Here is a 25,889-nt window from a genome sequence, read left to right on the forward strand (position 1 = left end):
TCGCGCGCTGCGCGCGCTCGCCGGGGCGGCGTTCGAGCGATTGTGATGGTGTGGCGGTTCGCATATTTCCTCCGAGGGAGATCAGAACTGACCCAGGGCGAGGCCCCGGGAGAAGAAGCGTTGGGCGGCGAGGAACAGGACGACGGTGGGGAGCGATACGAGCAGGCCGCCGGCGAGGACCGTTGGGAGGGCGGCGCCGCCGTACGTGCTCTGTAGGCCGGTGAGGGCCGGCATGATCGGGCGGACCGAGTCGGACTGGCTGAGGGTGAGGCCGAGCAGCAGGTCGTTCCAGACGAATGTCGCCTGCAGGATGAAGATCGCGGCCAGCGCCGAGCCCGCCATCGGCAGGTAGATGCTGCGGAAGATCCGGAACAGCCCACCGCCGTCCACCACCGCGGCCTCGAACACGCTGCGCGCGATCCCGGTGAAGAAGTTCCGCATCACGAACGCCGAGAACGGCACGCTGATCGCGGTGTACACGACGATCATCCCGACCCGGGTGTCGTACAGCCCGGAGTTCGCATACCCGGAGAACAGCGGCATCAGGATCATCTGCAGCGGGAAGATCGTCCCGCCGAAGACGAACACGAACCACAGGAACCCGCGCTTCAACTTGAGTACGACGATCGCGTAGCCGGCGGCCGCGCCGACGAGGACCGCGAGCAGCGGAGCGATCACGCTGTACATCGTGGTCGAGACCAACGTGTCGCCGAGCGCCGCCTTGCTCCACGCGTCGCCGAAGTTCGCGAACAGGTCGAAGCCGGCGGGCTTCCACACTGTCTTGGCGTCGTAGCCGTCGACGGACTTGGACGCGTTGACGACGAGTAGATAAACAGGCGCCAGCCACAACAGGCCCAGGACCAGCAGCACGCCCGTCTTAACCTTGCTCACGGGCATCTCCCAGCTGGTAGCGCAGGTACAGGATCGAGGCTGCGAAGGTGACCAGGCTCAGGAAGAGCGCGATCGCGGCGCCCTGGCCGTAGTCGTTCAGGACGAAGGTCTCCTTGTACATGGAGAGCGCCAGGGTTTCGCTCGACGTACCTGGGCCGCCTTGTGTCATCACCCAGACGACGTCGAAGGTTTTCAGGCTTCCGACGAGTGAGAGGCCGATGACGACTGTGGTGATGGCTCTGAGCTGTGGCCACAGATGGTGGCGGAACAACGCGAAGCCGTCGGCTCCGTCGAGGCGGGCGGCTTCCAGTGGTTCCGTTGGGATGGACTGGAGGCCTACTACGAAGAGCAGGGCGTTGACGCCGGCGGCCTGCCAGGTGACGGCGATGATCATCATGATCGTGTTGCCGGGGCCTGACTGCAGCCAGCCGGCGTGGGCACCCGGGAGCCCGAAGAACCCGAGTGCCTGACCCAGTGCGCCGTCCGGCTGCAGTACGAAACCCCAGATGACGCCGACAGCAACACCGGAGATCGCGTACGGCAGCAGGAACGGCAGCCGCAACCACGTGCCCCACTTGTGGCCGTACGTCAGTACGGCCACCAGCAGGCCGAGCGCTACCGGCAGCGTGATCATGCCGACCACCCACAGCAGCGTGTTGACCAGCGCCCCGACCAGGTCGGGGTCGCTGAACATCGCCTTGTAGTTGGCCAGCCCGGACCACACCGGTGACGCGAGTCCGTCGTACGAGGTGAAGCTGACGTACGTCGTCCACAGGAACGGGAGGTACAGGAGCAGCGCTACGACAGCTACCGCGGGCAGACCGAACAGCGGCGCCGCGCGCGCACCGGTACGGTCCTTCACTTCTGCTTGGCCCAGTACGCGTCCGCCTCGGCCTGGATCTTCTGCAGGCCCGGCATCGGGTCACCCGGCTTGGTCACGAACGCACCGAACACCTCGAGCGCCTTGTTCGCCACCGGCACCGGCGTCGCCTCGAACCACCGGTTGATCAGCCGGTACCCGTCGCCGCCGACGTCCTTGTTGAGCGTCGCCAGCCCCGGGTCCTTGATCTCGGCCTTCGGGTTGAACGACAGGTCTCCACGCGAGTTCGCCCACGCCGTCTGCGCCTGCGGCGTGACCCACCAGTCGGTCCACTTCTGCACCGTCGACCCGTGGTCGGACGCAGCGGCCGAGCAGACCGGCCCGGTCTCGAAGATCATCGAGGTCTTCGGCAACGAAGCGCTCACGTTCGGGATGACGAAGAAGTCGTAGTCCGTGCCGGCCTTCATCTTCAGCGTGTTCAGGTTGCCGCTGAACCAGGTGCCGAAGTTCTCCATCGCGACGTCACCGTTCTTCAGCTGCGCCTGCGGCTCGGTCTTCGAGCCCGGGTCGCTGAAGTACCCGGCGTCGATCATCTTCTTCCACTCGTTCATCACGTCGACCACACCGGGGTCGGTGTACTTCGCCTTGCCGGCGGCGAGCGCGTCGTACAAGTCCGGGTCCTTCCCGGCCAGCAGCGTCTCGAACCAGACGAACGAGAACAGGATGTTGGTCTGGTAGAACGGCTTCACACCGCTCGCCTTGACCTTGTCCGCGACCTGCATCAGCTCGGCCCAGGTGGTCGGCGTCTTGGTGATACCGGCTTTCTTGAAGACGGCCTTGTTGTAGTACATCACCCAGTACCCGGCGTTCAGCGGCACGCAGTACTGCTTGTTGTCGAAGGTGAAGTACTGCTTGAGCTGCTCCGGGATGTTGCCGTCGGCAATCGCCTTGGTCCACTGGTCCGTGGTCTCGGCAACGAGCTTCTGGTCCACCAGATCCTGAAGTTCCTTGCCCGTGTGCCAGGTGAACAGGTCGGCCTTCTCCTTGGTCCGGAACGAGGACCGGATGAACGCGGTGTACGTGTTCGAGTCGGAGTACCCGACCGGCTCCATGCCGACGCCGATGTCCTTCTTGCTGGCCGCGCCGACCTGGGTGAACGCGTCCTTCCAGCCGCCCTTGTCGTTGTAGAACTTCAGCGAGTCGACCGGCTTGTCCTCGGTCGCCTTGCCAGGCTTGGCGCCGCCACCACAGGCCGACAGCGCCAGCACTCCGGCGACGGCCAACGCGGTCAGCGCTTTCCGGTGAATCATGGTGTTCCTCTCAGCTCAGGGTTGCTGAAATCGTTCGTTGATGACGGCCAGAACGCCGTCCAGGTGCTCGCGGGTGAGGAGTTCGGCCAGGTCGGGGTCACCGGACCGGACCGCGTCGTAGATCGCCTGGTGTTCGTCCAGGTCAGCCTGGCGGTCACCGTGGATGTGCAGGATCTCCAGCTGTTCCCGTGCGTTCACGACCGTCACGGACTCCACCACCTCGGCCAGGGTCGCGTTGCCGGATGCCTGGGCGAGTGAGCGGTGGAAGTCCATGTTCACCTCGGCCAGCTGCGCGTGGTCGCCAGAGGCAATCAGCTCGGCCGCGGCCTCCAAGTCCTTCGCCATCTGCTCCAGCGCAGCCTCAGCACGAGTCCTGGCAGCCAGGGCCGCAACAGGCGGCTCTATCAGTGCACGTGCTTGCAGCAGCTCCACCAACCGGTCAGGGGTCGGCGCGAGCGCCAGGGGGTTCGCCAGCACGAGACGGCCGACGTTAGGACCGACGTACACACCAGAGCCGTGCCGGAGCTCCACAGCCCCGGTAGCCTCCAGCCGGCGCAGGGCCTCGCGGACGGTCGGTACGGCGACCTTGAACCGCTCTGCGAGCGACCGTACGGCCTCGAACTGATCGCCCGGCGCCAGCTTGCGCTCCTCGATCAGCGTGAGCATCGACGTCGCCAGGTCGTCCAGCAGACTCCGCCGTACGACGCCTCCCGACGCGCTCACTTGGTCGCCGCCAGGGTGACCGAGAGGAAGCGCGGACGGTAGATGCTGACGTCGCCGTACAGGTCGTCGCTGACCAGGCTGTTGACGTTGTAGCTCACCAGCAGCGACGTACCTTGCCGCAGCTCCGGGTGCTCGTGCGAGTTGTACGTGATGATGTTCCCGCCGGTCTCGGGGGTCTGGTACAGCTCGACCGGCTTCACCCAAGGGCCTGTCGGTGAGCAGGAGAAGTACCCGAGAACGCTCTTGCTGAAGAGTTCCTTCGTGTTGTGCGTGACCAGTAGGTAGCCGTCACCCCAGCGGGTCACGCTGTGCTCGTTGGCGACACCCTCGAGTACACGGGTCGACGCGGTCTCGTCAGGCGACCAGCCGGTGCCGGTCCAGTACTCCCAGGGCTTCGCGGTCAGGTCGTCGCCGCGGACGCGGGCGACGTGCTGGTACTTCGAGGCGCCCAGGTCCTCCACACCGTAGATGTACGTGTACCCCTGGTCGCGCAGCAGCCAGCCGGACCACTGCACGTTCGCAGCAGACGGGATCGGCGTCAGCGACTTGAGCTTGAACGTCTTGGTGTCGAAGCGGGCCAGGTAGTTGCTGGCCCACTTCCAGTCCCACTGACCCGTGCCGGTCTTCTGGAAACGCAGTGCGACCACGTCGAGGTCCTGGCCGGCATGGCTCGTCTGCGCGGCACCGAACCAGTACCAGCCGTCGGACGGTGGCGGGACGAGCGCGGTCGGGTTGGTAGCCGTACCGCCGGTGACTGTCCTCAGGTCGGTGCCGTGCTGGACGACGAACGAGTTGTTGACGAACGGCGCTGTCGTCGGGCGGCTGCCGTCCGGGTTGACCGGCCCGAGGAACGTGTCCGAGAAGATCCACGCCGTACGGCCGCCCGGGAGCGCGACGGAGTACGTGCTGTCGGCACCCGTCCAGCCCTTGCCGGTGTCGCTGTAGGCGTTCAGCAGACTCTCGGGCGCGGCGTGCGGCGTGGTCCGAGCCGTCCAGTTCGTCGTGACGGCGCTGCAGCTCGAGGGAGCTGCCGCGGCGGGGACAGCGAGGCTCGCTGACGTGAGGGACAACGCAACAACCGCGACCAGGGGACGTGACATGAAAATGATCAGATCACTTGGTCATTTTCGATGTCAAGACCCAGGGTCGGATCAGGGTGTGTACGGGGTGTGCAGGGAGAGTGGTGCTACCGCGTGGGTGGGAAGATCGACGGCATGAAGAACTTGATCATCAGGTTGCTGGCGAACGCCGTCGCGCTCGGAGTGGCGGCCTGGCTCGTCGGCGGTATCACGCTGCAGGGCGCGACCACCGGCAAGCGGGTGCTCACGCTGCTGATCGTCGCCGCGATCTTCGGGGTCGTGAACGCGATCGTGAAGCCGGTGGTGAAGGTGCTGTCCTTCCCGCTGCTGATCCTCACGCTGGGTCTGCTGACGTTCGTCATCAACGCCGCGATGCTGCTGCTGACGTCCTGGATCACCGGCAAGCTCGACGTCCAGTTCCACGTCGCAGGCTTCTGGTCCGCACTGTGGGGCGCGCTGATCATCAGTGTCGTCGGGATGATCATCAACGCGGTCCTGCCGGAGAAGGCCGAAGTCCACTAGTGCGCGTCGAGATCGTCTGCACCGGGAACATCTGCCGCTCGCCGATGGGCGAGGTCGTACTGCGGGCCAAGCTCGCCGAAGCCGGTGTCGACGGCGTCGACGTCAGCAGCTCAGGGACCGGCGGCTGGCATGTCGGCGACCGGATGGACCCGCGCGCGGCGGCAGCGCTCCGGCGCCGCGGGTACGACGGGAGGTCGCATCGCGCCCAGCAGTACCAGCGGTCCTGGGACCGGGACCTGGTGCTCGCGATGGACTCCGGTCACCTCGAGACGCTCCATCGGTACGGCGCCGCGGCGCAACTGTTCGCGCGCGACGACGTACCGGATCCGTACTACGGCGAGGACGACGGCTTCGACGAGGTCCTCGCCCAGATCGAGAAGGCGGCCGACGCCTGGGTCGACCGCCTCCGCGACGAGAACCTCAGGCCTGACCGATCTCCGACTTCAGGCTGACGAACCACTCCACGCCGGCGTCGAACTCCTTGCCGCCGGCGATCCGCGGGAACTCGATCGCGCGCAGCTCGTCGCCGCGATCCTCGTCGTGGCCGACCACGCCGGACTCACCGCGCAGCGCCGCGTCCACGGCGTAGTCGGTGCACTCCTTGATCAGCGCGAGGTCGCGGTCGTTGGCCGCTGCCGAACGGGAGAAGTACCCGCTCTTCTGCACCATCGTCTTCTCCGCGCCGATCCGCTCCGCGAACTGCTTCGCGAACCAGGCGCCCGGGTTGATGGTGTCCAGCTTGACGTGCCCGAACGGGTCCCGGCCGACCTCCTCGCCGCGGGCTTCCAGCTCCGCGACGATCGACGACACCCCGGCGCCCTCGGACAGGAAGATGTTGACGCAGTCCTCCTCGTCCATCACCTTGCGCAAGCGCTCCGCCTCGGCGTCCAGGTCGATCGTTGCCTCCGGCACGTACACGGCGTGCACCGACCAGCCGGCCTTGTCCAGGCCGATGCCCGGGTTCCACTCCTGCTCGTCGACCCACTGCTGGTACGCCTGCGCGGTGGCGGCGGTCAGCCAGCCGCAGTTCCGGCCCATCACCTCGTGGACGATCAGCATCCGCGGGTTCGAGCTGTGCTCGGCGATGATGTTCCGCGCGAACAGCGCGCCCTGCTCGGCCGCGGTCCAGGCGCCCAGGCTCTGCCGGATCGGGACCACGTCGTTGTCGATGGTCTTCGGCAGGCCGACCACGGTCAGGTTGTAGTCGTGCTCGTGCAGGTACGCCGCGAGGTCGGCCGCCGTGGTGTTGGTGTCGTCACCACCGATCGTGTGCAGTACGTCGACACCGTCCGCGACCAGCCGCTCGGCCGCGACCTGCAGTGCGTTCTGCCCGTCCGCGATCAGACCGCGCTTGACCAGGTCGGCGGTGTTGGTGAGCTTCACCCGGCTGTTGCCGATCGGGCTGCCGCCGAACTTGTGCAGCAGCGCCGCCTTCTCCCGCACCTCGGGGGTGACGGTCAGGAACCGGCCGCTGAGCAGCCCGTGGTATCCGTTCAGGTACGCGATGATCTCCACGTCGGGCGCCACTTCGGTGTAGCGCTCAATCAGCCCGCCGACGGCGGACGACAGGCAGGGCGCGAGCCCGCCGGCAGTGAGCAGGGCAACTCTACGGACAGCCATGGTCCTCGGTCCTTCCGGAATGTCTCTGAAATCGCCACCAGACTAGTGAGGTGGACCACTGCTGGGAGTGGTCGGTCCCAGCTTGCGGACGCCCACGCCATCACAATCGCCAGCTCCAAGGTGAACTACGCGGGCGCGGTCGGGTGCGGTGCGATTGTGATGGCCTGGCGGTCCGCCACTACCCCAGCGGGACCGATCGGGGCGGGACCGGGGTCGAGACGACGAACGAGCTCGTGGTCTGGCCGTGGGCCTGGAAGTTGTCGAGGACGGTTTCCAAGGCGGCGATCTCGGCGACCTGGACGCGGATCAGGAAGCAGTCCTCGCCGGAGATCCGGTGGCACTCGACGACCTCCGGGGTGCGTTCGGCGAGCGCGACGATCTTCGGGATCTGGTTCGGCCCGGGCCGCAGCCGGACCCAGGCCGCGACCGGCCGGCCGAGCGCGGCCGGGTCGACGTCGAGACGGTACCCGCGGATCACGCCGGACTCCTCCAGCCGCGCGACCCGCTCCCGGACCGTCGGCGTCGACACCCCGAGCCGCCGGGCCAGCTCGGTGGTCCGCAGCCGGGGGTCCGCGGCGAGCTCCTCGAGAATCCGGGTATTGAGCTCATCCAGCAGCTGACTTCTCGTTTCGGTAAGCAAAATGGCCTCCTGGGCTCCGAACTGCCATAGATCTGCGCGACATCTGTTCCTACCGTAGTAGGCGTGACAACCTCAACCGAAGCCCCGGCCCGGCGCGGACTGGCGGCCGGCGCCGCCGCGATCACCGTCGTCCTGTGGGCCTCGTCGTTCGTCGCCATCCGGCACGTCGGCACCGAGATCTCCGCCGGCGCCCTCTCGCTGGCGCGACTCGGGCTGGGCAGCATCCTCCTCGGCGCACTCCTGCTCAAGCGACCGCGCCGCCACTGGCCCAAGGGACGGGACTGGCTGCCGTTGATCGCCTGTGGCGTGCTGTGGTTCGGTGTCTACAACCTCGCGCTGAACGAGGCCGAGCGCCGCCTCGACGCCGGTACGGCCGCCATGCTCGTCCACATCGCCCCGCTGCTGATCGCCGTACTCGCCGGGATCGGTCTGGGCGAAGGGTTCCCGCGGCAACTGATCCTCGGCGGACTGGTCGCGTTCGCGGGCATCGTCGTGATCGGTACGTCGACCTCGAACGGCCGGGCCGAGACGTGGGGCGTCGTACTGTGCGTGGTCGCCGCGATCTCGTACGCCGTCGGCGTGGTCACTCAGAAGCCGCTCTTGAGCCGTCTGCCGGCCGCAGAGGTCACGTGGCTCGCCTGCACGATCGGTGCGGTCGTCTGCCTCCCGTTCACGCCCGCACTGATCAGTGACGTTCGGGCGGCCGACGCAGCGACCATCTGGTGGATCGTGTACCTGGCCGCGTTCCCCACCGCCCTGGGGTTCACCACGTGGGCCTTTGCACTCCGCCGTACCAGTGCTGGTCGCATGGGCATCACCGTGTACGCCGTACCGGTCGTGGCGATCCTGTTGGCCTGGCTGCTTCTTGGTGAGACTCCTACACTGCTGGCGCTCGGCGGCGGAGCGCTGTGCCTGGCGGGCGTGGCTATCTCAAGGAGATCTGCCTGAGCTGCTGGTGGATGCCGTCGTACGCCGTGACCTGTGGGAGCAGGCGCTTCGGGATCTTGGTGACCACGCTGTAGTTGGCGTCGACCACGTTGGCCAGTGGGACCTCACTGACCTGGCTGAGCAGCTGGTACGCGTCCAGCTTGTCCAGGCCGTACAGGTCACCCAGCCAATGCACCATGTCCACCTGGCCCGCCCGCCACGCGTCTTCGAGCGGACGGCTCGAGCCGACCACGGACAGGTACTCGTCGGACTCCAGCCGAGGCCAGACCGGGCCGGGGGTCTTCAAGAGCTCGACTACGAGTACGACGTTCATAGCGCCCTCTACGGCCGTGCCGCAGGACTCGCCCTCGCCCTGGCGGTAGTGGCCGTCACCTACGGAGAACAGAGCGCCCTCTACGTTCACCCGTAGGTAGCAGGTGGTGCCGGCGCGCATCTCAGGCGTGTCCATGTTCCCGCCGAACGTGTCCGGGACCAGCGCGGACCGGACCTCGCCTGCGGCGGGCGCTACACCGACTGTGCCGAGCATGGGCTCCAGTGGCAGCGCTACCTCCAGCTCACTGCCCTGCGCCTGGAAGCCGACGGTCTGACGGGCGGTGTCCACCTCGTAGATCCAGGTCCGCTCCGGGAGCGGGTCCTGCAGCGTCGCGGTCCGGTCCGTGCTGGTCAGACCGCCGAAGAACGGGATGGTCGCGGAAGCGCCCCAGCTCCGCGCGGGCGTCAGTTCGACGAAGTGCAGTACCAGGGTGTCCCCGGGCTCGGCACCCTCGACGTAGAACGGACCGGTCTGCGGGTTCACGAACGGCATGTTCAGCGACGCGCTCGCGAGGTCCGTCGTACTGCGCAGACTCCCCGCGAACGCATCCTCCGTCCACAGGCGCAACGCAGTACCCGGCCTGACCCGCCGCACCGGCGGCCTCCCACCAAACGTCCAGGCGAAGTCAGCGGGCTCAGGGGTGAATTCGATGATGTCCACGCCTGACAAGTTATGTGAATTGGACGATCAGCGGGTTCTCAGGGGATTCTCACAGAAGCGACTTACTCTCGTGGCGGAACTTCTAGCGGAGCGGGGACTACAGATGCGGGTACTGGTGGTGGACGACGACCGGGCGGTCCGGGACTCGCTGCGCCGTTCGCTGGAGTTCAACGACTTCGAGGTGGTAACCGCGTCCGACGGCGCCGAGGCGCTCGCGGTGATCGGCAACGTCGAGCCGGACGTCGTGGTGATGGACGTGATGATGCCGCGCCTGGACGGTCTCGAGACCACCAAGGCGTTGCGGGCCGCGGGCAACAATGTGCCGATCCTGGTGCTGACCGCGCGCGACGCGGTCGCGGACCGGGTGGACGGCCTGGACGCCGGCGGCGACGACTACCTGACCAAGCCGTTCGCGCTCGAGGAACTGCTCGCCCGGCTGCGCGCGCTGCTGCGCCGGAGCACGGCCCCCGGTGAGGGTGGCCAGCGCGGCGAGGTGCTCCAGTACGGCGATCTCGTGGTCGACGTCGACGCGCACGAGGTTCACCGCGGCGACGTCGCGATCCAGTTGACGCGTACCGAGTTCTCGCTGCTCGAGCTGCTGATCCGCAACCCGCGCCGGGTCCTCGAGCGCGCGGTCATCCTGGATGCGGTCTGGGGGTACGACTTCCCCACCACCGCCAACTCGCTCGAGGTCTACATCGGGTACCTGCGCCGCAAGACTGAGGTGAACGGTCTGCCGCGGCTGATCCACACCGTTCGCGGCATCGGCTACGTGCTGAGAGACACCCCACCGTGAGCCAGCAACACCCGCAGGAGTTCCCGTCGTACACCGGTGAGCCGCCGCGACCGCAACAATCACCCCCACCGGCGCAGCCTGTTGCCAACGGCAACGGCAGCCGCGTGGCGGCGACGGCTGCCCGGACCCAGAACTGGTGGAACGAGACCCTCCACAAGCTGAGCCTGCACGCCCGCGTGACGCTGCTCGCGGCGGTCGCCGTCGGACTCGCGGTGGCGATCGTCAGCATCGCGGCGTACGTCACCGTACGCCAACAGATGTACCAAAACCTCGACAACAGCTTGTCCCAGCGCGCGATCCAGGCCTCGCAGAAGGGCGTCCTGACCAACCTCACCAACCTGCAGAAGGCGTCCGCCGACGCCCTCGGCCTGAGCGATATCAGGGTCGCGGTGCTCGCCGCGAACGGGCAGTCGTTTGCGCCGACAAACAGTCCGCTGCCGCCGATGGGCACCGATGAGCTCCAAGTAGCCCGCTCCCAGGACAGCGTGGTGAGCCTGCGGACCGTCGGTGTGCGCAACGGCGGATCCCATTTCCGGGTGGTCGCTGTACCAGCTCGGTTCTGTCCGGTCGGCTGGAGTGATCAGTGCGAAAGCAACTCCGACTTCCTCCAGCCAGGCGCCTTGGTGGTTGCGCAGTCGTTGGGGCCTATCGATCAGACGTTGCACAACCTCGGGATCGTGTTGTGGGCGTTTGGGCTGATCGGGGTGATCGGGGCCGCGCTCGCCGGGAACGCGGTGGCGCGATCCGGGTTGCGGCCGTTGGCGCGGTTGACCGGGGCGGCCGAGCATGTGGCCGCGACCGAGGACCTGAAGCCGATCCCGGTCGGCGGTACGGACGAGATCTCCCGGCTGGCGGTCGCGTTCAACGCGATGCTCGGTGCGCTCGCGCAGTCGCGGGACCGGCAGCGCCGGCTCGTCGGCGACGCGGGACACGAGCTGCGTACGCCGCTCACCAGCGTCCGGACCAACCTCGACCTGCTCGCCCAGGCGGACAAGCGGGGCGGCCTCCGCCCGGAGGACCGGCAGCAGCTGCTCGACGACGTACGCGCCCAGATGGACGAGTTGACCCAGCTGATCGGCGACCTGACCGAGCTGGCCCGCGACACACCCCAGGTGCGCAACGCGGAGCTGATCGAGCTGTCCAACGTGGTCGAGGACGCGGTCATCAAGGTACGGCGACGCGCGCCCGGGCTGGAGTGGCACGTGCAGCTGACGCCGTTCCCGGTCTGGGGTGACGAGCGCCTGCTCGGACGAGCGGTGATGAACCTGCTCGACAACGCTGCGAAGTACAGCGTCCCGGAGGGCGCGGAGCAGCGCGCCGACGGACAGCCCGTCGGCCACGTCACCGTACGCCTGCAGGACGGCGTACTGACGGTGACCGACTCCGGTCCCGGCATCGCCGAGGCGGACCTGCCCCACGTGTTCGACCGCTTCTACCGCTCCAGCGAAGCCCGCAGCCGGCCGGGCTCAGGTCTTGGCCTGGCCATCGTCAAGCACGCGGCAGAGCAGCACGGCGGCATGATCTACGCCCGCAACGCCCCAGGCGCCGGCGCGCAGTTCACCCTGTGGCTCCCCCACGCCGCGACGCAGACTCGCTGACACCAGCGCTGACAGCGACCTGACAGGTCCTTCAGAGGATCTTCACGGAGTTCTTCGGCTGCTCCGAGGGGATCTTCAGGCGCCTTTCAGGTGCGGCCGACAAAGTACAGGCCATGACCGAGAACCAGCCGCAGCAGCCGCAGCCGCAACCCGGCCAGAATGCACAGGGACCGCAAGGGCCGGAGCGGACGCAGCAGCTGCCGGTGTACGGGCAGCATCAGCAGCAGCAGTACGCGCCGCAAGGCGGGCAGCCGCGGCTGGACTCGGGGCCGCAGGGGCAGCGGCCGGGCCAGTACCCCGCAGGCGGGGGCACTTACCCACAGTTCGGGGCGCCGGGGACGCATCAGGGGGCGTCTCCAGCCCCGAACTGGCCACTTGGACCACAGCAGACCACTGCAACCGCTCCGAAGCCGAAGCGCCGCCTGGGACTGGCCGCGGTGGCGCTCACTGCGCTGCTGGTCGGTACGGCAGGCGGCGTCGGTGGCGCGGCCGTGTACTCGGCCAGCAACGACCACAGTACGAACACCCCGTCGGTGACCGCGCCGCTGAACGGCAACCAGGCCGCTCCTGCGTCGGCGCCCGACGGGTCGGTGCAGAGCGCAGCCGCGAAGGTCCTGCCGAGCGTGGTGAAGATCGCGGTCGCGACCAGCCAGGGGCAAGCGACCGGGTCGGGCATCGTGATCAGCAAGGACGGCCTGATCGTCACGAACAACCACGTGGTCTCCGGCGCGGGGCAGGGCGCGACGCTGAGTGTCGTACTGAACGACGGCCGTACGGTACCGGCCACGGTCAAGGGCACCGACCCGCTCACCGACCTCGCGGTCATCCACGCGGACGCGACCAACCTGACACCGGCCACCCTCGGCCAGAGCGGCAAGCTCGCGGTCGGGCAGGGCGTGGTCGCGATCGGTTCGCCGTTCGGCCTGGAGGCGACCGTGACCAGCGGGATCGTCTCGGCGCTGAACCGCCCGGTGACGTCCGGCGACGAGCAGCAGGACAGTACGACGGTATTTCCAGCTATCCAGACGGACGCCGCGATCAACCCGGGTAACTCCGGCGGCGCCCTGATCGACCTCGCCGGCCAGGTGGTCGGTATCAACAGCGCGATCAAGACCGCCGGCGGATCGGGACAATCCGAGGGCGGGAACATCGGCCTGGGCTTCGCGATCCCGATCGACCAGGCCAAACCGATCATCGACGAGCTGGTGGCCAAGGGCAAGGCCACGCATGCGCGGCTCGGTGTGACGGTCGGTGACGCGCAGTCCTCCGACGGGCTCACGAACGGAGCACGCCTCGGCGAGGTCACGTCCGGCGGTGCGGCGGACAAGGCCGGTCTGCAGTCTGGTGATGTGGTCACCGCTGTGGACGGCAAGGCGATCGCGTCAGGGGACGCGTTGGTCGCCGCAGTCCGCTCGCACCGCCCGGGCGATCAGGTCAAGCTCAGCATCACCCGCAACGGCAAGCAACAGACCATCACCGCCACCCTCGGCTCCGACAACGGGAACCCAACCGGCTGACCGAGCGTCTCACCCCATAGACCGGACTGCGCCGCCCACCGAGCGGCGCAGTCCGTTTCTTGGTTACGGTCCCGGCATGAACTTCTACGAGAAGCGGCCGCCGCTGACGGCGGACGAGCGCGTGCAGTTGGTGGGGTGGCTGGACCTGCAGCGGGCGCTGGTACGCCGGAAGTTGGAGGGGCTCGCGGAGGCAGACGAGCACCGCGCCGTGTTTCCGACGTCGCCGTTGATGACGCCGGCCGGGCTGGTGTCGCATCTGCGCTGGGACGAGCACCTCTGGCTCAACGTGATCTTCCTGGGCGAGCCCCAGGAGAGCAATCCGGCCTTCCGCGAGGATCCGAAGAGCTCCGACTGGCTGGTGGACGGCGTACCGCTGGGGCAACTCCTGGACGAGTACGACGCGCAGTGGGCGCAATCGAACGAGATCACTGCGGCCCACGCCCTGGACGACGTCGCGAAGGACCCGGAGTTCCAGCCGTCGCTGCGCTGGATCCTGATCCATCTGGTCGAGGAGACCGGACGGCACCTCGGACACCTGGACACCATGCGCGAACTGCTCGACGGTGAGACCGGGTATTACTAGAGCTTGTGGAGATCCATCGGGCGGACGCGCGGTTCCGGACGGCGAGTGAGTGGTTGGACTCGCGGCATTCGTTCTCGTTCGGGGAGCACTACGATCCGGCGAACGTCGGGTTCGGGTTCCTGGTGGCGCACAACGACGAGACCGTTGCCCCGGGCATGGGGTTCGGGACGCATCCGCATCAGGACCTGGAGATCGTGACGTGGGTGCTGCAGGGGGCGCTGGCGCACCGGGATTCGCAGGGCAACAGCGGCTCCGTGCATCCGGGGCTGGCCCAGCGGATGTCGGCCGGATCCGGCATCCGGCACTCGGAATGGAACGACGGCGCCGACCCGGTGCACTACGTACAGATGTGGGTCCGCCCAGACCGGTTCGACCTGCCCCCGTCGTACGAACAAGCCGACCTCGACCTGTCCACGGGAGAGCTTGTCCCGGTGGCGTCCGGTCTCGAGAAGCACGCGACGTCGACCGCGATCCGGATCAACCAGCCGTCAGCCGGGATGTCCGTCGCGCGACTGGCTCCGGGTGGTGCGATCACGCTGCCGGCAGCGCCGTACGTACATCTGTTCGTCGCGACCGGTACTGCCACCCTCGACGGTGCCGACCTCGGTCAAGCGGACGCCGTACGGCTGACCGACGCCGGCGGAGTACTCACAGCCGGACCCGGTGGTGCCGAGGTGCTCGTTTGGGAGATGTACTAGTCGGTCTGCTCGCTCATCGTCCAGACGTGGCGTAGGGACTGGCCGGCGATGCCTTCGGGGTTTTGGGCGAAGCCTTCGACGAACTGGCTCATGTGTTGTTGCCAGCGCTGGTCGGTCGGGTTGTCGCGCAGGTACGCGACCGCGGCCTCGAAGTCGTCGGCCTCGACCAGGTGGAACAGGTCCCGGCCGCTGCGCCAGATCGACCAGTCGCTGATCCCGGCGGTACGCATCACCGCGATCAGTTCCGGCCAGACGCGGGCGTGCTCGGACTCGTAGGCCTCTTCGGTCCCGGGGATCAGGCGGCTGTGCAGCGCAAGGCGGGTCACAACCGAGCAGAATACGCCGCCGACGGCGGGCGTGGAACGCGGTTCCAGATTGCGGCAGACCAATTCACCCGACGTCTTGCCTCCGATTCACGCAGCCTCTGCGGCCAACTCCCGAGCGGGTCCGGGCGTCGTACTTGGGTAGGTTGAGTAGCTTCCGAGAGGTAGCCACACGCCGAAGCCCGTGCCCCCGTGTCCATCCGTCGTCGTGCGAGAGTTGGGAACGTGAAGCGAACCACTGCGATCGTCTGCCTGAGTAGTCTGCTGATCACCGCTGGTTGTTCGGACAGCAAGTCCGGCGGCGGAAAGTCCGGGAACGACGAGCAGAAGGCGTCCGGCGCGGTCATCAAGCAGTTCGCCGACGCCTGGGTGGCTGCCTGGGCGCCGAACGGCAAGCCCGACGCGGCCGGGGCGCTCACCGACAACCCGACCGTGTTCGCGAAGCGCCTGGACGACGTCGACACCGCGCTGGTCGCGAGCACCGTCACGGTCACCCCGCAGGACAACCCGAAGTGCTCCGACGGCAGCAACTGCACCCAGGACCTCGCGGTCGAGGCACAGTTGCGCGGTATCGGCACGATGAAGTGGACCAGTACGGCGACCGCCGTGAAGACCGGTGACACCTGGAAGATCAAGGCTTCCGGCGACACGATCTACCCGGGGCTCGGCGACAACAACTACCTGAAGCGGGTTCGCGCGCTGCCGGCCCGGGCCTCGATCCTGGACCGCAACGGCGTCGCGCTGACCGCCAACCGGCAGGTCGTGATCGTCGGCGTCGCGTCCGGTACCAAGGCGACCGCCGCGACCTACGCGGCGTTCACGAAGTACCTGCAGGTCGACGGTGCGAAGCTGGCCGCACGGGCGAAGGCGGCACCGGCCGGGCAGTTCGTCGACGCGATCACGATCCGCGCCGAGGAGTGGGAGGCGCTGCGGCCGAAGATGCAGGCGTTGCCGGGCGTACTGACGATGGGCGGTACGCAGTCGCTGCCGCCGACCGCGACGTTCGCGAAGTCGCTCCTCGGCACCATGAAGACCGCGACCGCGGACACGCTGAAGAACGCCGGCCCGACGGCGTCGGCGCAGGACCAGGTCGGCACGACTGGTTTGCAGTACGCGTTCCAGCAGCAGCTCGCCGGTACGCCGGGCGGCACGGTCACGCTGCGGGACGGCAAGACCAAGCTGACGATCAAGACGGTCTTCACACAGAAGGGCACCGCCGGCCAGCCGGTGAAGACGACCCTCGACACCAACATGCAGAAGGCCGCCGAGGCCGCGCTGGCGGCGAGCAAGCTGCCCGCGTCGCTGGTCGCCGTACAGGCCTCTACCGGTCAGATCCTCGCCGCGGCGAACGGTCCGGAGCCGACGAGCTACAACCGCGCTTTCCAGGGCAGGTACGCGCCGGGTTCGACGTTCAAGATCGTCACCTCGGCGGCACTGCTCGGCAGTGGACTGACCCCCGCGACACCGCTGCCGTGCACCGACACGATCAACGTGTTCGGCAAGACGTTCAAGAACTACGACGCGCTGGCGGCGTACGGCAACGGCACGATGCAGATGGCGTTCAACAAGTCCTGCAACACCGCGTTCATCTCGCAGCACGCGAGGCTGCCGAAGGACGGGATGACCAAGGCGGCGGCGATGTTCGGCATCGGGCGCGACCTCGGGCTGTCGCTGTCCGCGTACGGCGGTCAGGTGCCGGCGCCGAAGGACGACGTCGAGGAGGCCGCGTCGATGATCGGTCAGGGTACTGTCACCGCCAGCCCGCTGGCGATCTCGCTGGTCGCGGCGACGGTGGATCACGGTACGGCGATGAAGCCCGTGCTGGTACCAGGCAAGGACGCGGCCGGCGCGGCGGCATCTCCGTTGCCCGCGGCAACTGTCGCGGCGCTGCGGACGTTCATGCGGACGACGGTGACCGGTGGTACGGCGAAGGTCCTGGCGGGCAACGGCGCGGTGGCTGCGAAGACCGGTACGGCCGAGGTCGTTGTCGGCGGCAAGGTCACCACGAACGCATGGATGGCCGGCTACCGCGGCGACGTCGCGTTCGCGGTCATCGTCGAGGGCGGCGAATCCGGTTCACACACAGCCGGCCCCCTCCTGAAGACCTTCCTCTCCAGCTTCAAGTAGCTGACGGTCTGACGGCGATCACCGTGCCCTGGGCTAAGGCGCATAGGGTTTCGGTGTCGCCGTCTACCGTCCGTAGTTCACAGGTGCAGGTGGCCTGACGGGACGTTGCGTGTGCGACTGTGGCGACGGCCCGTAGTACGTTGCCCTGCGCCGGGTGGAGGTAGTTGATCGTGAACCCACCGGTCAGCACACTCGGCCCCAGCGCCGTACCGCCCGCGAACGTCAGCGCATTGTCGGCCGCGTAACTCAACACTCCCCCGTGCAGAAACCCGTTCTGCTGCAGGAGATCCGGACGGATGTCGAGCTCCAACGTCGCCCCACCATCCCCGAACGCCGTCACCCGCGCCCCTAGCAACACACTGAACGGCTGCGCCGCCAACAACTCCTGAGCCACCGCCAACGTCAAGTCGACCACCTAGGCACGATATGCGAACTGCCGGATCAGCTGGGCGAACCGCTCCGGCTGATCCAGCGGCATCGGCGTGTAGCTGTCCTCGATCAGCTCGAACCGCGATTGTGGCAGAAGCTCGGCGAGCCGGCGGCCGTGCGCAACGGGCATCACGCGATCGTCGGCGGCCCAGACCACGAGAGCCGGCTGCTCGAAGCGCGCGAGTTGCGGCGCGGTCTCCTCGAGCAGCCCGCGGTCCGCGAACACCGCCCGCAGCATCCGTACGGTCTCAGCGCGGATCTCGGCTCGCTCGAGAACCGGCTTGATCCACCGGGCAGCGACCGCGTCGCCGCGCTTCGTCAGCGTCCCGAAAGCGAGCGGCGACCGGCGGACGGCGCGGATCCGCAACTGCTGCATGAACGCACCGAACAGCCCAGGCGACAGCTTGCCCGACAGCGCGAGCGTCTTCCCGGTGAGACCAGGTGGCAGGTTGTCGAACGCCTCGCACGACGCCAGTACCGCCCGAGCCACTCGCTTCGAGCCGTCGCGCAGGAAAAGTTGCACAAGCGCGCCGCCGGTGTCGTTCCCGACCAGTACGACGTCCTCCAGCTCGAGCCGGTCGAGGAACTCGACGACCAGCCTGGCGATCCCGGGCAGGGACAGGTCGGCACCGGGGTCCAGCGGCTGCTGGTGCGCCCCGAACGGCAAGGTCGGGGCGATGCATCGATGGTCGGCTGCGAGGTCGGCGATCACGCCGTCCCAGAGCGACGCATCCATCAGCAGTCCGTGCAGCAGTACGACGGTGGGTCCGCCGGTGCCACTGTCGACGTACTGCAGGGTTCCGGACGACAGCCTGATCTCATTCATATGAGAACCATATTATATGAGATGCATATCTACGAGTGGAAACTGGCTGGACGACGCTTTCCGTCACCCCGTACGGTGATTTCCGGTAGCCGCATCGAAAGGACCACAGGGAGCGATGTCGACACGTCGCCTGGACATGGGTTAGTAAGCCTCGCGATCGGAGCGGATCGCGCAGCCGGGACGGACCTCGGAGTCCCCCGGCCGAACCTGTTCGGCGAAGTGGAGTCCTGCGCTCTGCGCGTTTGCGCGGTGGCGCTGCCCGGTCCTGCAGTCAATCGACTCCTTCGAAAGCGGTGTTGCTCCCGTGACGTCCGTTCACGCCCTTCCGCCTGTCATTGCGGCACATGATCTGACCAAGACCTACACCTTCCACCAGCAGCGCGCCGGCCTCGGCGGGGCGCTGAAAAGCCTGGTACGGCGCAAGTACGAGACCCGGCTCGCGGTCGACCGGATCTCGTTCTCGGTCGACCGCGGCGAGGTCGTCGGACTGCTCGGCCCGAACGGCGCCGGCAAGACGACCACGCTGAAGATGCTCTCCGGCCTGCTCTACACCACCTCCGGCGACCTGCAGGTCCTCGGCCACACACCATCGGCCCGCAAGCACGAGTACCTGCGCCGGATCGCGCTCGTGATGGGTCAGAAGACCATGCTCTGGTGGGACGTTCCGGCGATGGAGAGCCTCCTGCTGCACAAGGACATGTACGGCCTGTCGACCGCGGAGTTCGACCGCAACGTCGGCGAACTGGCCGATCTCCTCGACGTCGGACACCTGCTGAACGTGCAGGTCCGCAAGACCTCGCTCGGTGAGCGGATGAAGCTCGAGCTGATGGCGGCGCTCGTCCACGGCCCGGAGATCCTGTTCCTGGACGAGCCGACGATCGGGCTGGACGTGGTCGCGAAGGCCCGCGTGCGCTCGTTCCTCGCCGACGTCAACCGGCTGCGCGGTACCACGATCCTGATCACCAGCCACGACATGGACGACATCGAGGCACTCTGCTCGCGGGTGATGATCATCGACCACGGCCGGCTCCAGTTCGACGGCGGCCTGGACGAGCTGGTCCGTACGGCGCGACCGCGCAAGCTGGTGCGGGCGACGTACGCGAGTCCTGTCGACGCCTCCCAGTTGGAGGGTGTGACGGCGGTCGAGACGTCCGGCCAGACGATCACACTCGAAGCGGATCGGGACCAGGCGGGGCTGGTGATGGAGCAGCTGACGCGGCTCGGCCCGCTCGTCGACCTCGACGTCGCGGACGCCGACATCGAGGACATCCTGCGCGACCTGTTCCTGCAGCGCGGATGAGCACGCTCAGGCGGAACCTCCGCGTCGTCCGGCGGATGACGGCGGCCGACATCGCGCAGCAGTCCGTGTACCGCGCAGCCTGGGTGATCTTCATGGTGTCGAACATCTGCATGCCGATCATCTCGCTGCTGATCTGGCGGACCGCGCTCGCGAGCGGGGCCCGGCTGCCGGTCGACGAGCAGTACGTCACGACGTACTTCGTCCTGCTCGGCTTCGTCACGATGGCGACGTCGTCGTGGATGGCCGGGTTCCTCGCGCAGGACATCCGGCTCGGGAAGCTGTCCAGCTGGATGGTGCGGCCGGCGTCGCTGCTGACGAAGTTCGTCGCGAACAACCTGTCGGAGAAGTTCCTCAAGCTGTTCGCGTTGGTCCCGATGATCGGGATCGTCTGGTGGATCTTCCGCGACTCGATGCGCATTCCGGCCGCGCCGGGGCGGTGGGCGCTGTTCGCGGTCAGCATCGTGCTCGGGGCGGTACTGGTGTTCGCGATCGACATCCTGATCGCGTCGCTGGCGTTCTGGATGGACGACGTCAGCGCGCTGGTGCAGGCGCGCGTGATCATCGCGAGCGTGCTGTCCGGTGCGGTCGTACCGCTGGCGCTGATGCCGTCGTGGTCGCGCGGGTTCGTCGACCATCAGCCGTTCCGGTACACGGTGTCGTTCCCGGTGGAGATCGTTGCGGGGCAGTTGACCGGGCCCTCGATCGTGGCGGGGTTGGGCTTCCAGCTCGGGTACGTCGTGGTGTTCGCCGTGCTCGCCCGCGCGGTGTGGGCGGCCGGGATCCGGGCGTACTCGGCGGTGGGCGCATGAGGTACGTGAGGTTGTGGCGGCGCTTCTTCCTGCAGGCCGTCGTACGGGAGACCCATTTCCGGGCGCACTTCCTGACCACGTTGCTCGTCGGGCTGGTGCAGCTCAGGCTGGGGATCGTACCGACGCTGCTGCTGTTCGGGTTCACGTCCGAGGTACACGGATGGTCGCGGGCGGAGGTGATCGCGCTGGTCGGGGTGTTCCAGATCGTCACCGGGCTGATCGCGACGTTCATCGCGCCGAACCTGAACCGGATGACGACGTACCTGACCGAGGGCGAGCTGGACAGCGTCCTGCTGCGGCCGGTGTCGAGCCAGTTCTACCTGACGTTCCGGTGGATCAACGTCGCGGAGCTGACGAACGTTGCAAGCGGCATCGTCGTACTCGTGATCGGGCTCGTGCAGGCTCGGATCAGCTTCGGGCCGGGGCAGGTTGTGCAGGCCTTGGTGCTGGTCTGCTGCGGGTTGGTGCTGCTGACGTGCGTGTGGTCGGCGATGGCGTTCCTGGCGTTCTGGCTGCAGTCGGTGAACCCGATCGGGTTCGTGTTCCTGAGCCTGGTCGAGGCAGGGCGGTACCCGCTGGTGTTCTTCCCGGTGGCCGTGCGGACGTTCCTCACGTTCGCGTTCCCGGTGGCGTTCGCGACGACGTTCCCGATCCGGGCGCTGGCCGGCGATCTCGGGTGGTCGACGGTCGCGATCGGGGTCGGGCTGGCGGCGGTCGCGCTACTGCTGGTGCGGTTCGTCTGGCGGCGCGGGCTGCTCACGTACGCCAGCGCGTCGAGCTGATGTGGTTACCTGTGACGTATGAGCTGGTGGGTCCTGCACGTGGACATGGATCAGTTCATCGCGGCCGTCGAGATCCGGCGCCGGCCTGAACTGCGCGGGCTGCCTGTCGTGGTCGGGGGATCCGGTGATCCGTCCCGGCCCCGGCAGGTGGTCGCGACCGCGTCGTACGAGGCGCGCGCGTACGGCGTACATTCCGGCATGCCGGTGCGGGCGGCGTACAAGAAGTGTCCCGACGCGGTGTTCCTGCCGTCGGACCCGGCCGCGTACGAGGCGGCGTCGGCCGAGGTGATGGACACGCTGCGGACGTTCCCCGTGGTGGTCGAGGTATGGGGCTGGGACGAGTGCTTCGTCGGCGCCGAAACCGAGGACCCGGAGGCGCTGGCCTCCGAGTTGCGGGCTGCGGTCGTCGACCGTACGGGACTGACCTGCTGTGTCGGCATCGGCGACAACAAGACCCGCGCCAAACTCGCCACCAACTTCGCGAAGGCCGCCGACGAACGCACCGGCAGCTACCGCCTGACGGCGGCGAACTGGCGTTCCGTGATGGACCATCGCCCGGTCCGGGACCTCTGGGGTATCGGCAGTCGGATGGAGAAGAACCTCAACGAACTCGGCATCGTCACCGTCGCCGACCTCGCTGCGGCCGACGTCGACGCCCTGCAGAAACGCTTCGGCCCCAAGATGGGCACCTGGTACGCCGCCCTCGGCCGCGGACTCGGCGACACCCAGGTCACCGACGTCCCCCGCGAACCCGTCTCCCGCAGCCACGAGGAAACGTTCGACACAGACCTCGCCGAACGCCCAGACATCGAACGCGAACTCCGCCGCATAGCCATCGAGGTAACCAACGAGGTAGTAGCCGACGGCCGCACCATCCAACGCGTCTGGGTAAAGCTCCGCTTCACCACCTTCTACACCCCCATCAAAAGCCGCAAACTCCCCGAACCCACCCAAGACCCCGAGGTCATCGCGACCACCGCCCTCACCCTCCTCGACAAATTCGACCTCCGCCGCCCCATCCGCCTGATCGGCGTCCGCGTCGAATTCGTCCCCCCGACCTGAGCCTTATATAACTTTATTCAAAGAAAGTTATACAGTGGGTCGCATGCGAGAACTTTCGGTCGGCTGGGAGCGGTGCGAGTGGGCCGGGTCCGACGGACCCATGTCCCGTCGCGAGCGGGCCGGGTCGCGAGGCTCGTACCTGGCGTCGATCCCTCCGAAGATCGCCGGACTGGGCTTCGACATCCCGTCCGAGATTGCTGCCGAGGCCGAGGACGCGCTGATCGAGATCTCCCGGTTCGACGCCGAACTGGCGTCGTCGCTGCCGCGAGCCGACGGCGAACTGGCACCACTGGCCGTCGTACTGCTGCGCACCGAGTCGGCGTCGTCCTCGCAGATCGAAGGTGTGACGGCCGGCGCCAAGGCCTTGGCGATCGCCACCCTGAACGCTTCCTCAGGCCAGAACGCCCGGCTGGTCGCCGCGAACGTCGAGGCCATGCAGAAGGCGGTCGACCTCGCCGACGACCTGAGCACCGACTCGATCCTCGCTGCTCATCGTGCCTTGATGCACGACCAGAACCATGCGCGTCCAGGGCAGTTCCGCGACGGTCAGGTCTGGATCGGCGGCGGCCCGACACCGCATACGGCGACGTTCGTGCCGCCTCGGGCCGAGCGTGTTCCGGAGTTGATGGGCGATCTCGTCGAGTTCTGCAAGCGAACCGACGTTCCGGTGCTCACCCACCTTTCGCTCGCACACGCACAGTTCGAGACGATCCACCCGTTCAACGACGGGAACGGTCGCACCGGCCGGACGCTGGTCCACGCGATGCTGCGCCGATCCGGCGTTACCAGGCGCCTCACCGTGCCGGTCTCCGCCGGCCTGCTCACTGACACGGATGCGTACTTCGCGGCGCTCGGCGCTTACCGAGAAGGCGATCCCGCACCGATCATCACGCAGTTCAGCCGCGCCTCGTTCGCGGCCGTCGGCAACGGCCGCGACCTGGTCACGGACCTCACTGTGATCTACGCCGACTGGGAGCGAACCCTCCCGTCGCGGAGGGGCTCCGCCGCGCGACGCCTGCTCCCCTACCTGCTCAGCCAGCCGGCGGTCACGGTCGCGCATGTCCAGGAGCACCTGGCCGTCTCGCAGCCGGCTGCCCGACGAGCAGTCGACCAACTCGTCGAGGCCTCGATCCTGAAACAGATCTCCACCGGCAAACGCGACCGCGCCTGGATCGCCCGAGACGTCATCACCGCCCTCGACAACTTCGCCACCCGCTCCGGCCGCCGCAGCTGAACGGTCAGCCAAGCACAGCGTGCATCTACTGGTTGGTGGCTGTGTGGACGGCTTGGAGGAGGGTGGGGAGGTTGGGGGAGCTGGCCCATTGCTTGGCGGTGATGGTGGTGGTGCTGCGGACGCCGGGGGTGTCCAGTTGGAGTTTGCGGTTGCCTTTGCGGTCCGGGTCGCTGAGGTTCAGGCGCAGGTGGGCGACGTGGTAGCGCTTGGGGTACGGGCCGAAGATTTCCAGGATGCGGCCGTCGAAGGAGTACAGCTCGAGGCCTACTACGGCGGTGATTTCTTCGTTCATGGGGAGCTCAGGTTATAGGTACGGGTGGCTGTGGTGGTGAAGACGGATTCCTGGTCGGCGGGGGTCAGGGTTGCCGTGAGGGTTTCGGCGGTTTCTACTACTTCGGCGTAGGTGGCGGCCAGGAGGCAGACGGGCCAGTCGGAGCCGAACATGACTCGGGTCGGGCCGAAGGCTTCCAGGACTGTGTCGGCGTAGGGCTGGAGGTCCTTGGGGGTCCAGGTGGTCCAGTTGGCTTCGGTGACCATGCCGGAGAGTTTGCAGGTGACGTTGGGGAGGGCGGCCAGGTCGCGGAGGTGGGTGGCCCAGGGGTCCAGGGGCTCGCCGATCACCGGCTTGGAGATGTGGTCGACGACGAAGGTCAGCTGGGGCAGGTTGCGCGCGGTCTGGATTGCCGCGGGCAGGTGGGGTGTCTTCGTCAGCAAGTCGTACGCGAGACCGGCGTCAGCGACAGCGGCCAGGCCGCGTTGTACGTCGGGGCGGAGCAGCCAGTCGTTGTCAGGCTCGTCGTGGACCTGGTGGCGGATCGCCTTCAGGTACGAGCCGTCCGCGCGAGCCTGGAGCGCCGCCAGCGCGTCGGCGACGTCGGGAGCCGTGAGGTCGACCCAGCCGACCACCCCGGCGACCAGATCGTTGCTCGCGGCAGCCTCCAGGAACTCGACGGTCTCTTCGACCAGGCCGACGGTCTGTACGAGGACCGTCGCGGTGACGTCGGCGGCCGTGGCCAGCGGCGCCAGGTCTTCCAGCGAGAAGTTCCGCCGGATCGGGTCGAGCTCCGGCCCGACCATCCACGACTGCTCGCGAACGCTCAGGTCCCAGACGTGGTGATGTGCGTCGACTCTGCTCATGCGCCGTACCCTCTCATCCGACCCGGCGGTCGTCGATGGCGTCCTGGTTCCAGTCGATCCCGAGACCGGGTACGTCCGGCGCGACCGCGTGCCCGTCGACGATCTCCATCTCCGACGACGTGATCGCCCGGAGTTGCGGGATGTGTTCGACGTACCGCCCGTTCGGTACGGCGGCAGTGAGGCTGACGTGCAACTCCATCAGGAAGTGCGGGCAGACGTCGAGGTTGAACGTCTCCGCGAGGTGCGCAACCTTCAGCCACGGGGTGATGCCGCCGATCCGGGCCACGTCGACCTGGACGATCCCGGCGCCGCCGGCCGCGACGTACTCGCGGAACTGCGAGACCGAGTACAGCGATTCGCCGACCGCGATCGGGATCGACGTCGACTCCGCCAGCCGGACGTGCCCGGTCAGGTCGTCGGCCGGCAACGGCTCCTCGAACCAGGACAGGTCCACTGCCTCGAACGCCGCCGCCCGCCGGCGCGCCTCCGGGTACGTCATCGACTGGTTCGCGTCGACCATGATGTCCATCGCCGGGCCGACCGCGTCCCGTACCGCGCGCAACCGCTCCAGGTCCTCGTGCACGCGCGGTTTCCCGACCTTGAGTTTCACGCCCGGCCAGCCGGCCTTCTGCGACGAGAGCGCGCCGGCCACTAACTCGTCGGTTGTCAGGTGCAACCAACCGCCCTCGGTGTCGTACAACGGGACCTGTTGCCGGTACCCGCCGGCCAGCCGCCACAACGGCTCGCCCGCCCGCAAGCACCGCAGATCCCAGAGCGCGGTGTCGACGGCCGCCAGCGCCAGCGAGGTGATCGCGCCGACGGTCGTCGCGTGCGTGGACCAGAACAGGTCCGACCACAGGGCCTCGACGTTGCGCGCGTCCGCACCGGTCAGCCGCGGCAGCAGGTGGTCGCGGAGCAGCGCGAGTACGGCGGTGCCGCCGGTGCCGATCGTGTACGAGTACCCGATGCCGGTCAGTCCGTCCGCCGTCGTCAGCTGGACGAACACGGTTTCCTGTTTGAGGAACGCCTGCACGGCGTCGGTCCGGACGGTCTCGACCTCGAGGTCGACCAGGTACGCCTCGGCCCGGACGATCGCCATGCTCACACTTTCCTCCCGAGATCCTATAGGATATTGCGAAGCC

General features: G+C 67.7%; 28 protein-coding genes. 14 read left to right on the plus strand and 14 right to left on the minus strand.

From position 1 onward, the window contains the following. Positions 1–81: 81 nt before the first annotated feature. The 5 genes from ACFYRU_RS09660 to ACFYRU_RS09680 are packed head-to-tail and all read right to left on the minus strand — an operon-like array spanning position 82 to position 4,844. Positions 82–891 carry a carbohydrate ABC transporter permease gene (locus ACFYRU_RS09660; protein ID WP_387655268.1) on the minus strand — a complete coding sequence of 270 codons (810 nt, stop codon included), beginning with the start codon at positions 889–891 and terminating at the stop codon, positions 82–84. Beyond that, positions 878–1,753 carry a carbohydrate ABC transporter permease gene (locus ACFYRU_RS09665; protein ID WP_387655271.1) on the minus strand — a complete coding sequence of 292 codons (876 nt, stop codon included), beginning with the start codon at positions 1,751–1,753 and terminating at the stop codon, positions 878–880. Before ACFYRU_RS09665 ends, ACFYRU_RS09660 begins: the two co-directional genes overlap by 14 nt. Beyond that, positions 1,750–3,021 carry an ABC transporter substrate-binding protein gene (locus ACFYRU_RS09670; protein WP_387655274.1) on the minus strand — a complete coding sequence of 424 codons (1,272 nt, stop codon included), beginning with the start codon at positions 3,019–3,021 and terminating at the stop codon, positions 1,750–1,752. Before ACFYRU_RS09670 ends, ACFYRU_RS09665 begins: the two co-directional genes overlap by 4 nt. A gap of 15 nt (positions 3,022–3,036) precedes the next feature. Continuing rightward, positions 3,037–3,744 carry a FadR/GntR family transcriptional regulator gene (locus ACFYRU_RS09675; protein ID WP_387655276.1) on the minus strand — a complete coding sequence of 236 codons (708 nt, stop codon included), beginning with the start codon at positions 3,742–3,744 and terminating at the stop codon, positions 3,037–3,039. Then, positions 3,741–4,844: a DUF4185 domain-containing protein gene (locus ACFYRU_RS09680; RefSeq protein WP_387655279.1), complete on the minus strand. Its 1,104-nt coding sequence runs from the start codon at positions 4,842–4,844 to the stop codon at positions 3,741–3,743. The genes ACFYRU_RS09675 and ACFYRU_RS09680 overlap by 4 nt, the downstream gene beginning before the upstream one ends. 114 nt (positions 4,845–4,958) lie before the next feature. Between ACFYRU_RS09680 and ACFYRU_RS09685 the strand changes: the two genes are divergently transcribed. Together ACFYRU_RS09685 and ACFYRU_RS09690 are read left to right on the plus strand one after the other, a co-directional pair. Continuing rightward, positions 4,959–5,345, plus strand: coding sequence for a phage holin family protein (locus ACFYRU_RS09685; RefSeq protein WP_387655281.1), 387 nt, complete (start codon positions 4,959–4,961; stop codon positions 5,343–5,345). After that, entirely contained in the window at positions 5,345–5,797 is a 453-nt protein-coding gene (locus ACFYRU_RS09690; RefSeq protein WP_387655283.1) for a low molecular weight protein-tyrosine-phosphatase, read from the plus strand. The genes ACFYRU_RS09685 and ACFYRU_RS09690 overlap by 1 nt, the downstream gene beginning before the upstream one ends. On the opposite strand, the gene ACFYRU_RS09695 is transcribed toward ACFYRU_RS09690, so the two are convergent. Further along, on the minus strand, positions 5,766–6,965 hold the full coding sequence (locus ACFYRU_RS09695; RefSeq protein WP_387655286.1) for a pyrophosphate--fructose-6-phosphate 1-phosphotransferase: 1,200 nt from the start codon (positions 6,963–6,965) through the stop codon (positions 5,766–5,768). The two genes, ACFYRU_RS09690 and ACFYRU_RS09695, sit on opposite strands and share 32 nt — an antisense overlap. Before the next feature lie 178 nt (positions 6,966–7,143). Beyond that, complete coding sequence (locus ACFYRU_RS09700) at positions 7,144–7,605, minus strand: Lrp/AsnC family transcriptional regulator (RefSeq protein ID WP_387655288.1); 462 nt, start codon at positions 7,603–7,605, stop codon at positions 7,144–7,146. Positions 7,606–7,668: 63 nt separating this feature from the next. Between ACFYRU_RS09700 and ACFYRU_RS09705 the strand changes: the two genes are divergently transcribed. After that, positions 7,669–8,553 carry a DMT family transporter gene (locus tag ACFYRU_RS09705; protein ID WP_387655291.1) on the plus strand — a complete coding sequence of 295 codons (885 nt, stop codon included), beginning with the start codon at positions 7,669–7,671 and terminating at the stop codon, positions 8,551–8,553. Here the strand turns inward: ACFYRU_RS09705 and ACFYRU_RS09710 are convergent. Then, complete coding sequence (locus tag ACFYRU_RS09710; RefSeq protein ID WP_387655294.1) at positions 8,531–9,526, minus strand: acetamidase/formamidase family protein; 996 nt, start codon at positions 9,524–9,526, stop codon at positions 8,531–8,533. The genes ACFYRU_RS09705 and ACFYRU_RS09710 overlap by 23 nt on opposite strands. Positions 9,527–9,629: 103 nt before the next feature. Between ACFYRU_RS09710 and ACFYRU_RS09715 the strand changes: the two genes are divergently transcribed. The 5 genes from ACFYRU_RS09715 (at position 9,630) to ACFYRU_RS09735 (ending at position 14,718) form a co-directional block, all read left to right on the plus strand. Then, positions 9,630–10,322 carry a response regulator transcription factor gene (locus ACFYRU_RS09715; RefSeq protein WP_325036129.1) on the plus strand — a complete coding sequence of 231 codons (693 nt, stop codon included), beginning with the start codon at positions 9,630–9,632 and terminating at the stop codon, positions 10,320–10,322. Further along, on the plus strand, positions 10,319–11,920 hold the full coding sequence (locus ACFYRU_RS09720) for a sensor histidine kinase (protein WP_387655297.1): 1,602 nt from the start codon (positions 10,319–10,321) through the stop codon (positions 11,918–11,920). The genes ACFYRU_RS09715 and ACFYRU_RS09720 overlap by 4 nt, the downstream gene beginning before the upstream one ends. Positions 11,921–12,033: 113 nt before the next feature. Further along, positions 12,034–13,437, plus strand: coding sequence for a S1C family serine protease (locus tag ACFYRU_RS09725; protein ID WP_387655300.1), 1,404 nt, complete (start codon positions 12,034–12,036; stop codon positions 13,435–13,437). 76 nt (positions 13,438–13,513) lie between these two features. Continuing rightward, complete coding sequence (locus ACFYRU_RS09730) at positions 13,514–14,020, plus strand: DinB family protein (protein WP_387655303.1); 507 nt, start codon at positions 13,514–13,516, stop codon at positions 14,018–14,020. 5 nt (positions 14,021–14,025) lie between these two features. Then, positions 14,026–14,718: a pirin family protein gene (locus ACFYRU_RS09735; RefSeq protein ID WP_387655304.1), complete on the plus strand. Its 693-nt coding sequence runs from the start codon at positions 14,026–14,028 to the stop codon at positions 14,716–14,718. Here the strand turns inward: ACFYRU_RS09735 and ACFYRU_RS09740 are convergent. Next, a complete protein-coding gene (locus tag ACFYRU_RS09740) occupies positions 14,715–15,044 on the minus strand; it encodes an L-rhamnose mutarotase (protein ID WP_387655306.1) in 330 nt (109 codons plus the stop codon). The two genes, ACFYRU_RS09735 and ACFYRU_RS09740, sit on opposite strands and share 4 nt — an antisense overlap. A gap of 222 nt (positions 15,045–15,266) precedes the next feature. Between ACFYRU_RS09740 and ACFYRU_RS09745 the strand changes: the two genes are divergently transcribed. Then, positions 15,267–17,168 carry a penicillin-binding transpeptidase domain-containing protein gene (locus ACFYRU_RS09745; protein ID WP_387655308.1) on the plus strand — a complete coding sequence of 634 codons (1,902 nt, stop codon included), beginning with the start codon at positions 15,267–15,269 and terminating at the stop codon, positions 17,166–17,168. On the opposite strand, the gene ACFYRU_RS09750 is transcribed toward ACFYRU_RS09745, so the two are convergent. Together ACFYRU_RS09750 and ACFYRU_RS09755 are read right to left on the minus strand one after the other, a co-directional pair. After that, positions 17,161–17,583, minus strand: a complete 423-nt coding sequence (locus ACFYRU_RS09750; RefSeq protein ID WP_387655311.1) for a PaaI family thioesterase — start codon at positions 17,581–17,583, stop codon at positions 17,161–17,163. The two genes, ACFYRU_RS09745 and ACFYRU_RS09750, sit on opposite strands and share 8 nt — an antisense overlap. Beyond that, positions 17,584–18,423 (minus strand): alpha/beta fold hydrolase, encoded by an 840-nt coding sequence (locus ACFYRU_RS09755; RefSeq protein ID WP_387655314.1) that lies wholly within the window; start codon positions 18,421–18,423, stop codon positions 17,584–17,586. It lies immediately after the preceding gene. Positions 18,424–18,727: 304 nt separating this feature from the next. Here ACFYRU_RS09755 and ACFYRU_RS09760 point away from each other — a divergent pair, with 304 nt between their 5' ends. The 5 genes from ACFYRU_RS09760 to ACFYRU_RS09780 are packed head-to-tail and all read left to right on the plus strand — an operon-like array spanning position 18,728 to position 23,610. Next, entirely contained in the window at positions 18,728–19,723 is a 996-nt protein-coding gene (locus tag ACFYRU_RS09760; RefSeq protein ID WP_387655316.1) for an ATP-binding cassette domain-containing protein, read from the plus strand. Continuing rightward, positions 19,720–20,532, plus strand: a complete 813-nt coding sequence (locus tag ACFYRU_RS09765) for an ABC transporter permease (protein ID WP_387655319.1) — start codon at positions 19,720–19,722, stop codon at positions 20,530–20,532. The genes ACFYRU_RS09760 and ACFYRU_RS09765 overlap by 4 nt, the downstream gene beginning before the upstream one ends. Further along, a complete protein-coding gene (locus ACFYRU_RS09770; protein ID WP_387655322.1) occupies positions 20,529–21,314 on the plus strand; it encodes an ABC transporter permease in 786 nt (261 codons plus the stop codon). Before ACFYRU_RS09765 ends, ACFYRU_RS09770 begins: the two co-directional genes overlap by 4 nt. 18 nt (positions 21,315–21,332) lie before the next feature. Continuing rightward, positions 21,333–22,376 carry a DNA polymerase IV gene (locus ACFYRU_RS09775; protein WP_387655324.1) on the plus strand — a complete coding sequence of 348 codons (1,044 nt, stop codon included), beginning with the start codon at positions 21,333–21,335 and terminating at the stop codon, positions 22,374–22,376. Positions 22,377–22,419: 43 nt separating this feature from the next. Then, positions 22,420–23,610 carry a Fic family protein gene (locus ACFYRU_RS09780; RefSeq protein ID WP_387655327.1) on the plus strand — a complete coding sequence of 397 codons (1,191 nt, stop codon included), beginning with the start codon at positions 22,420–22,422 and terminating at the stop codon, positions 23,608–23,610. Between the two features lie 25 nt (positions 23,611–23,635). Here the strand turns inward: ACFYRU_RS09780 and ACFYRU_RS09785 are convergent, their stop codons facing one another. The 3 genes from ACFYRU_RS09785 to ACFYRU_RS09795 are packed head-to-tail and all read right to left on the minus strand — an operon-like array spanning position 23,636 to position 25,846. Then, positions 23,636–23,902 carry a hypothetical protein gene (locus ACFYRU_RS09785; RefSeq protein WP_387655328.1) on the minus strand — a complete coding sequence of 89 codons (267 nt, stop codon included), beginning with the start codon at positions 23,900–23,902 and terminating at the stop codon, positions 23,636–23,638. Next, positions 23,899–24,747, minus strand: a complete 849-nt coding sequence (locus ACFYRU_RS09790; protein WP_387655331.1) for an amidohydrolase family protein — start codon at positions 24,745–24,747, stop codon at positions 23,899–23,901. The genes ACFYRU_RS09785 and ACFYRU_RS09790 overlap by 4 nt, the downstream gene beginning before the upstream one ends. A gap of 13 nt (positions 24,748–24,760) precedes the next feature. After that, complete coding sequence (locus ACFYRU_RS09795) at positions 24,761–25,846, minus strand: mandelate racemase/muconate lactonizing enzyme family protein (protein WP_387655333.1); 1,086 nt, start codon at positions 25,844–25,846, stop codon at positions 24,761–24,763. Positions 25,847–25,889 lie beyond the last annotated feature (43 nt).

Source organism: Kribbella sp. NPDC004536 (genome assembly GCF_042873835.1).
Taxonomy (GTDB): domain Bacteria; phylum Actinomycetota; class Actinomycetes; order Propionibacteriales; family Kribbellaceae; genus Kribbella.

Bases quoted from the DNA above. Each gene is read 5' to 3' on its own strand.
- ACFYRU_RS09790 (WP_387655331.1), bottom strand. From the start codon at position 24,747: ATGAGCAGAGTCGACGCACATCACCACGTCTGGGACCTGAGCGTTCGC.
- ACFYRU_RS09680 (WP_387655279.1), bottom strand. From the start codon at position 4,844: ATGTCACGTCCCCTGGTCGCGGTTGTTGCGTTGTCCCTCACGTCAGCG.
- ACFYRU_RS09730 (WP_387655303.1), top strand. From the start codon at position 13,514: ATGAACTTCTACGAGAAGCGGCCGCCGCTGACGGCGGACGAGCGCGTG.
- ACFYRU_RS09695 (WP_387655286.1), bottom strand. From the start codon at position 6,965: ATGGCTGTCCGTAGAGTTGCCCTGCTCACTGCCGGCGGGCTCGCGCCC.
- ACFYRU_RS09780 (WP_387655327.1), top strand. From the start codon at position 22,420: ATGCGAGAACTTTCGGTCGGCTGGGAGCGGTGCGAGTGGGCCGGGTCC.
- ACFYRU_RS09795 (WP_387655333.1), bottom strand. From the start codon at position 25,846: ATGGCGATCGTCCGGGCCGAGGCGTACCTGGTCGACCTCGAGGTCGAG.
- ACFYRU_RS09755 (WP_387655314.1), bottom strand. From the start codon at position 18,423: ATGAATGAGATCAGGCTGTCGTCCGGAACCCTGCAGTACGTCGACAGT.
- ACFYRU_RS09775 (WP_387655324.1), top strand. From the start codon at position 21,333: ATGAGCTGGTGGGTCCTGCACGTGGACATGGATCAGTTCATCGCGGCC.
- ACFYRU_RS09670 (WP_387655274.1), bottom strand. From the start codon at position 3,021: ATGATTCACCGGAAAGCGCTGACCGCGTTGGCCGTCGCCGGAGTGCTG.
- ACFYRU_RS09685 (WP_387655281.1), top strand. From the start codon at position 4,959: ATGAAGAACTTGATCATCAGGTTGCTGGCGAACGCCGTCGCGCTCGGA.
- ACFYRU_RS09765 (WP_387655319.1), top strand. From the start codon at position 19,720: ATGAGCACGCTCAGGCGGAACCTCCGCGTCGTCCGGCGGATGACGGCG.
- ACFYRU_RS09785 (WP_387655328.1), bottom strand. From the start codon at position 23,902: ATGAACGAAGAAATCACCGCCGTAGTAGGCCTCGAGCTGTACTCCTTC.
- ACFYRU_RS09715 (WP_325036129.1), top strand. From the start codon at position 9,630: ATGCGGGTACTGGTGGTGGACGACGACCGGGCGGTCCGGGACTCGCTG.
- ACFYRU_RS09770 (WP_387655322.1), top strand. From the start codon at position 20,529: ATGAGGTACGTGAGGTTGTGGCGGCGCTTCTTCCTGCAGGCCGTCGTA.
- ACFYRU_RS09725 (WP_387655300.1), top strand. From the start codon at position 12,034: ATGACCGAGAACCAGCCGCAGCAGCCGCAGCCGCAACCCGGCCAGAAT.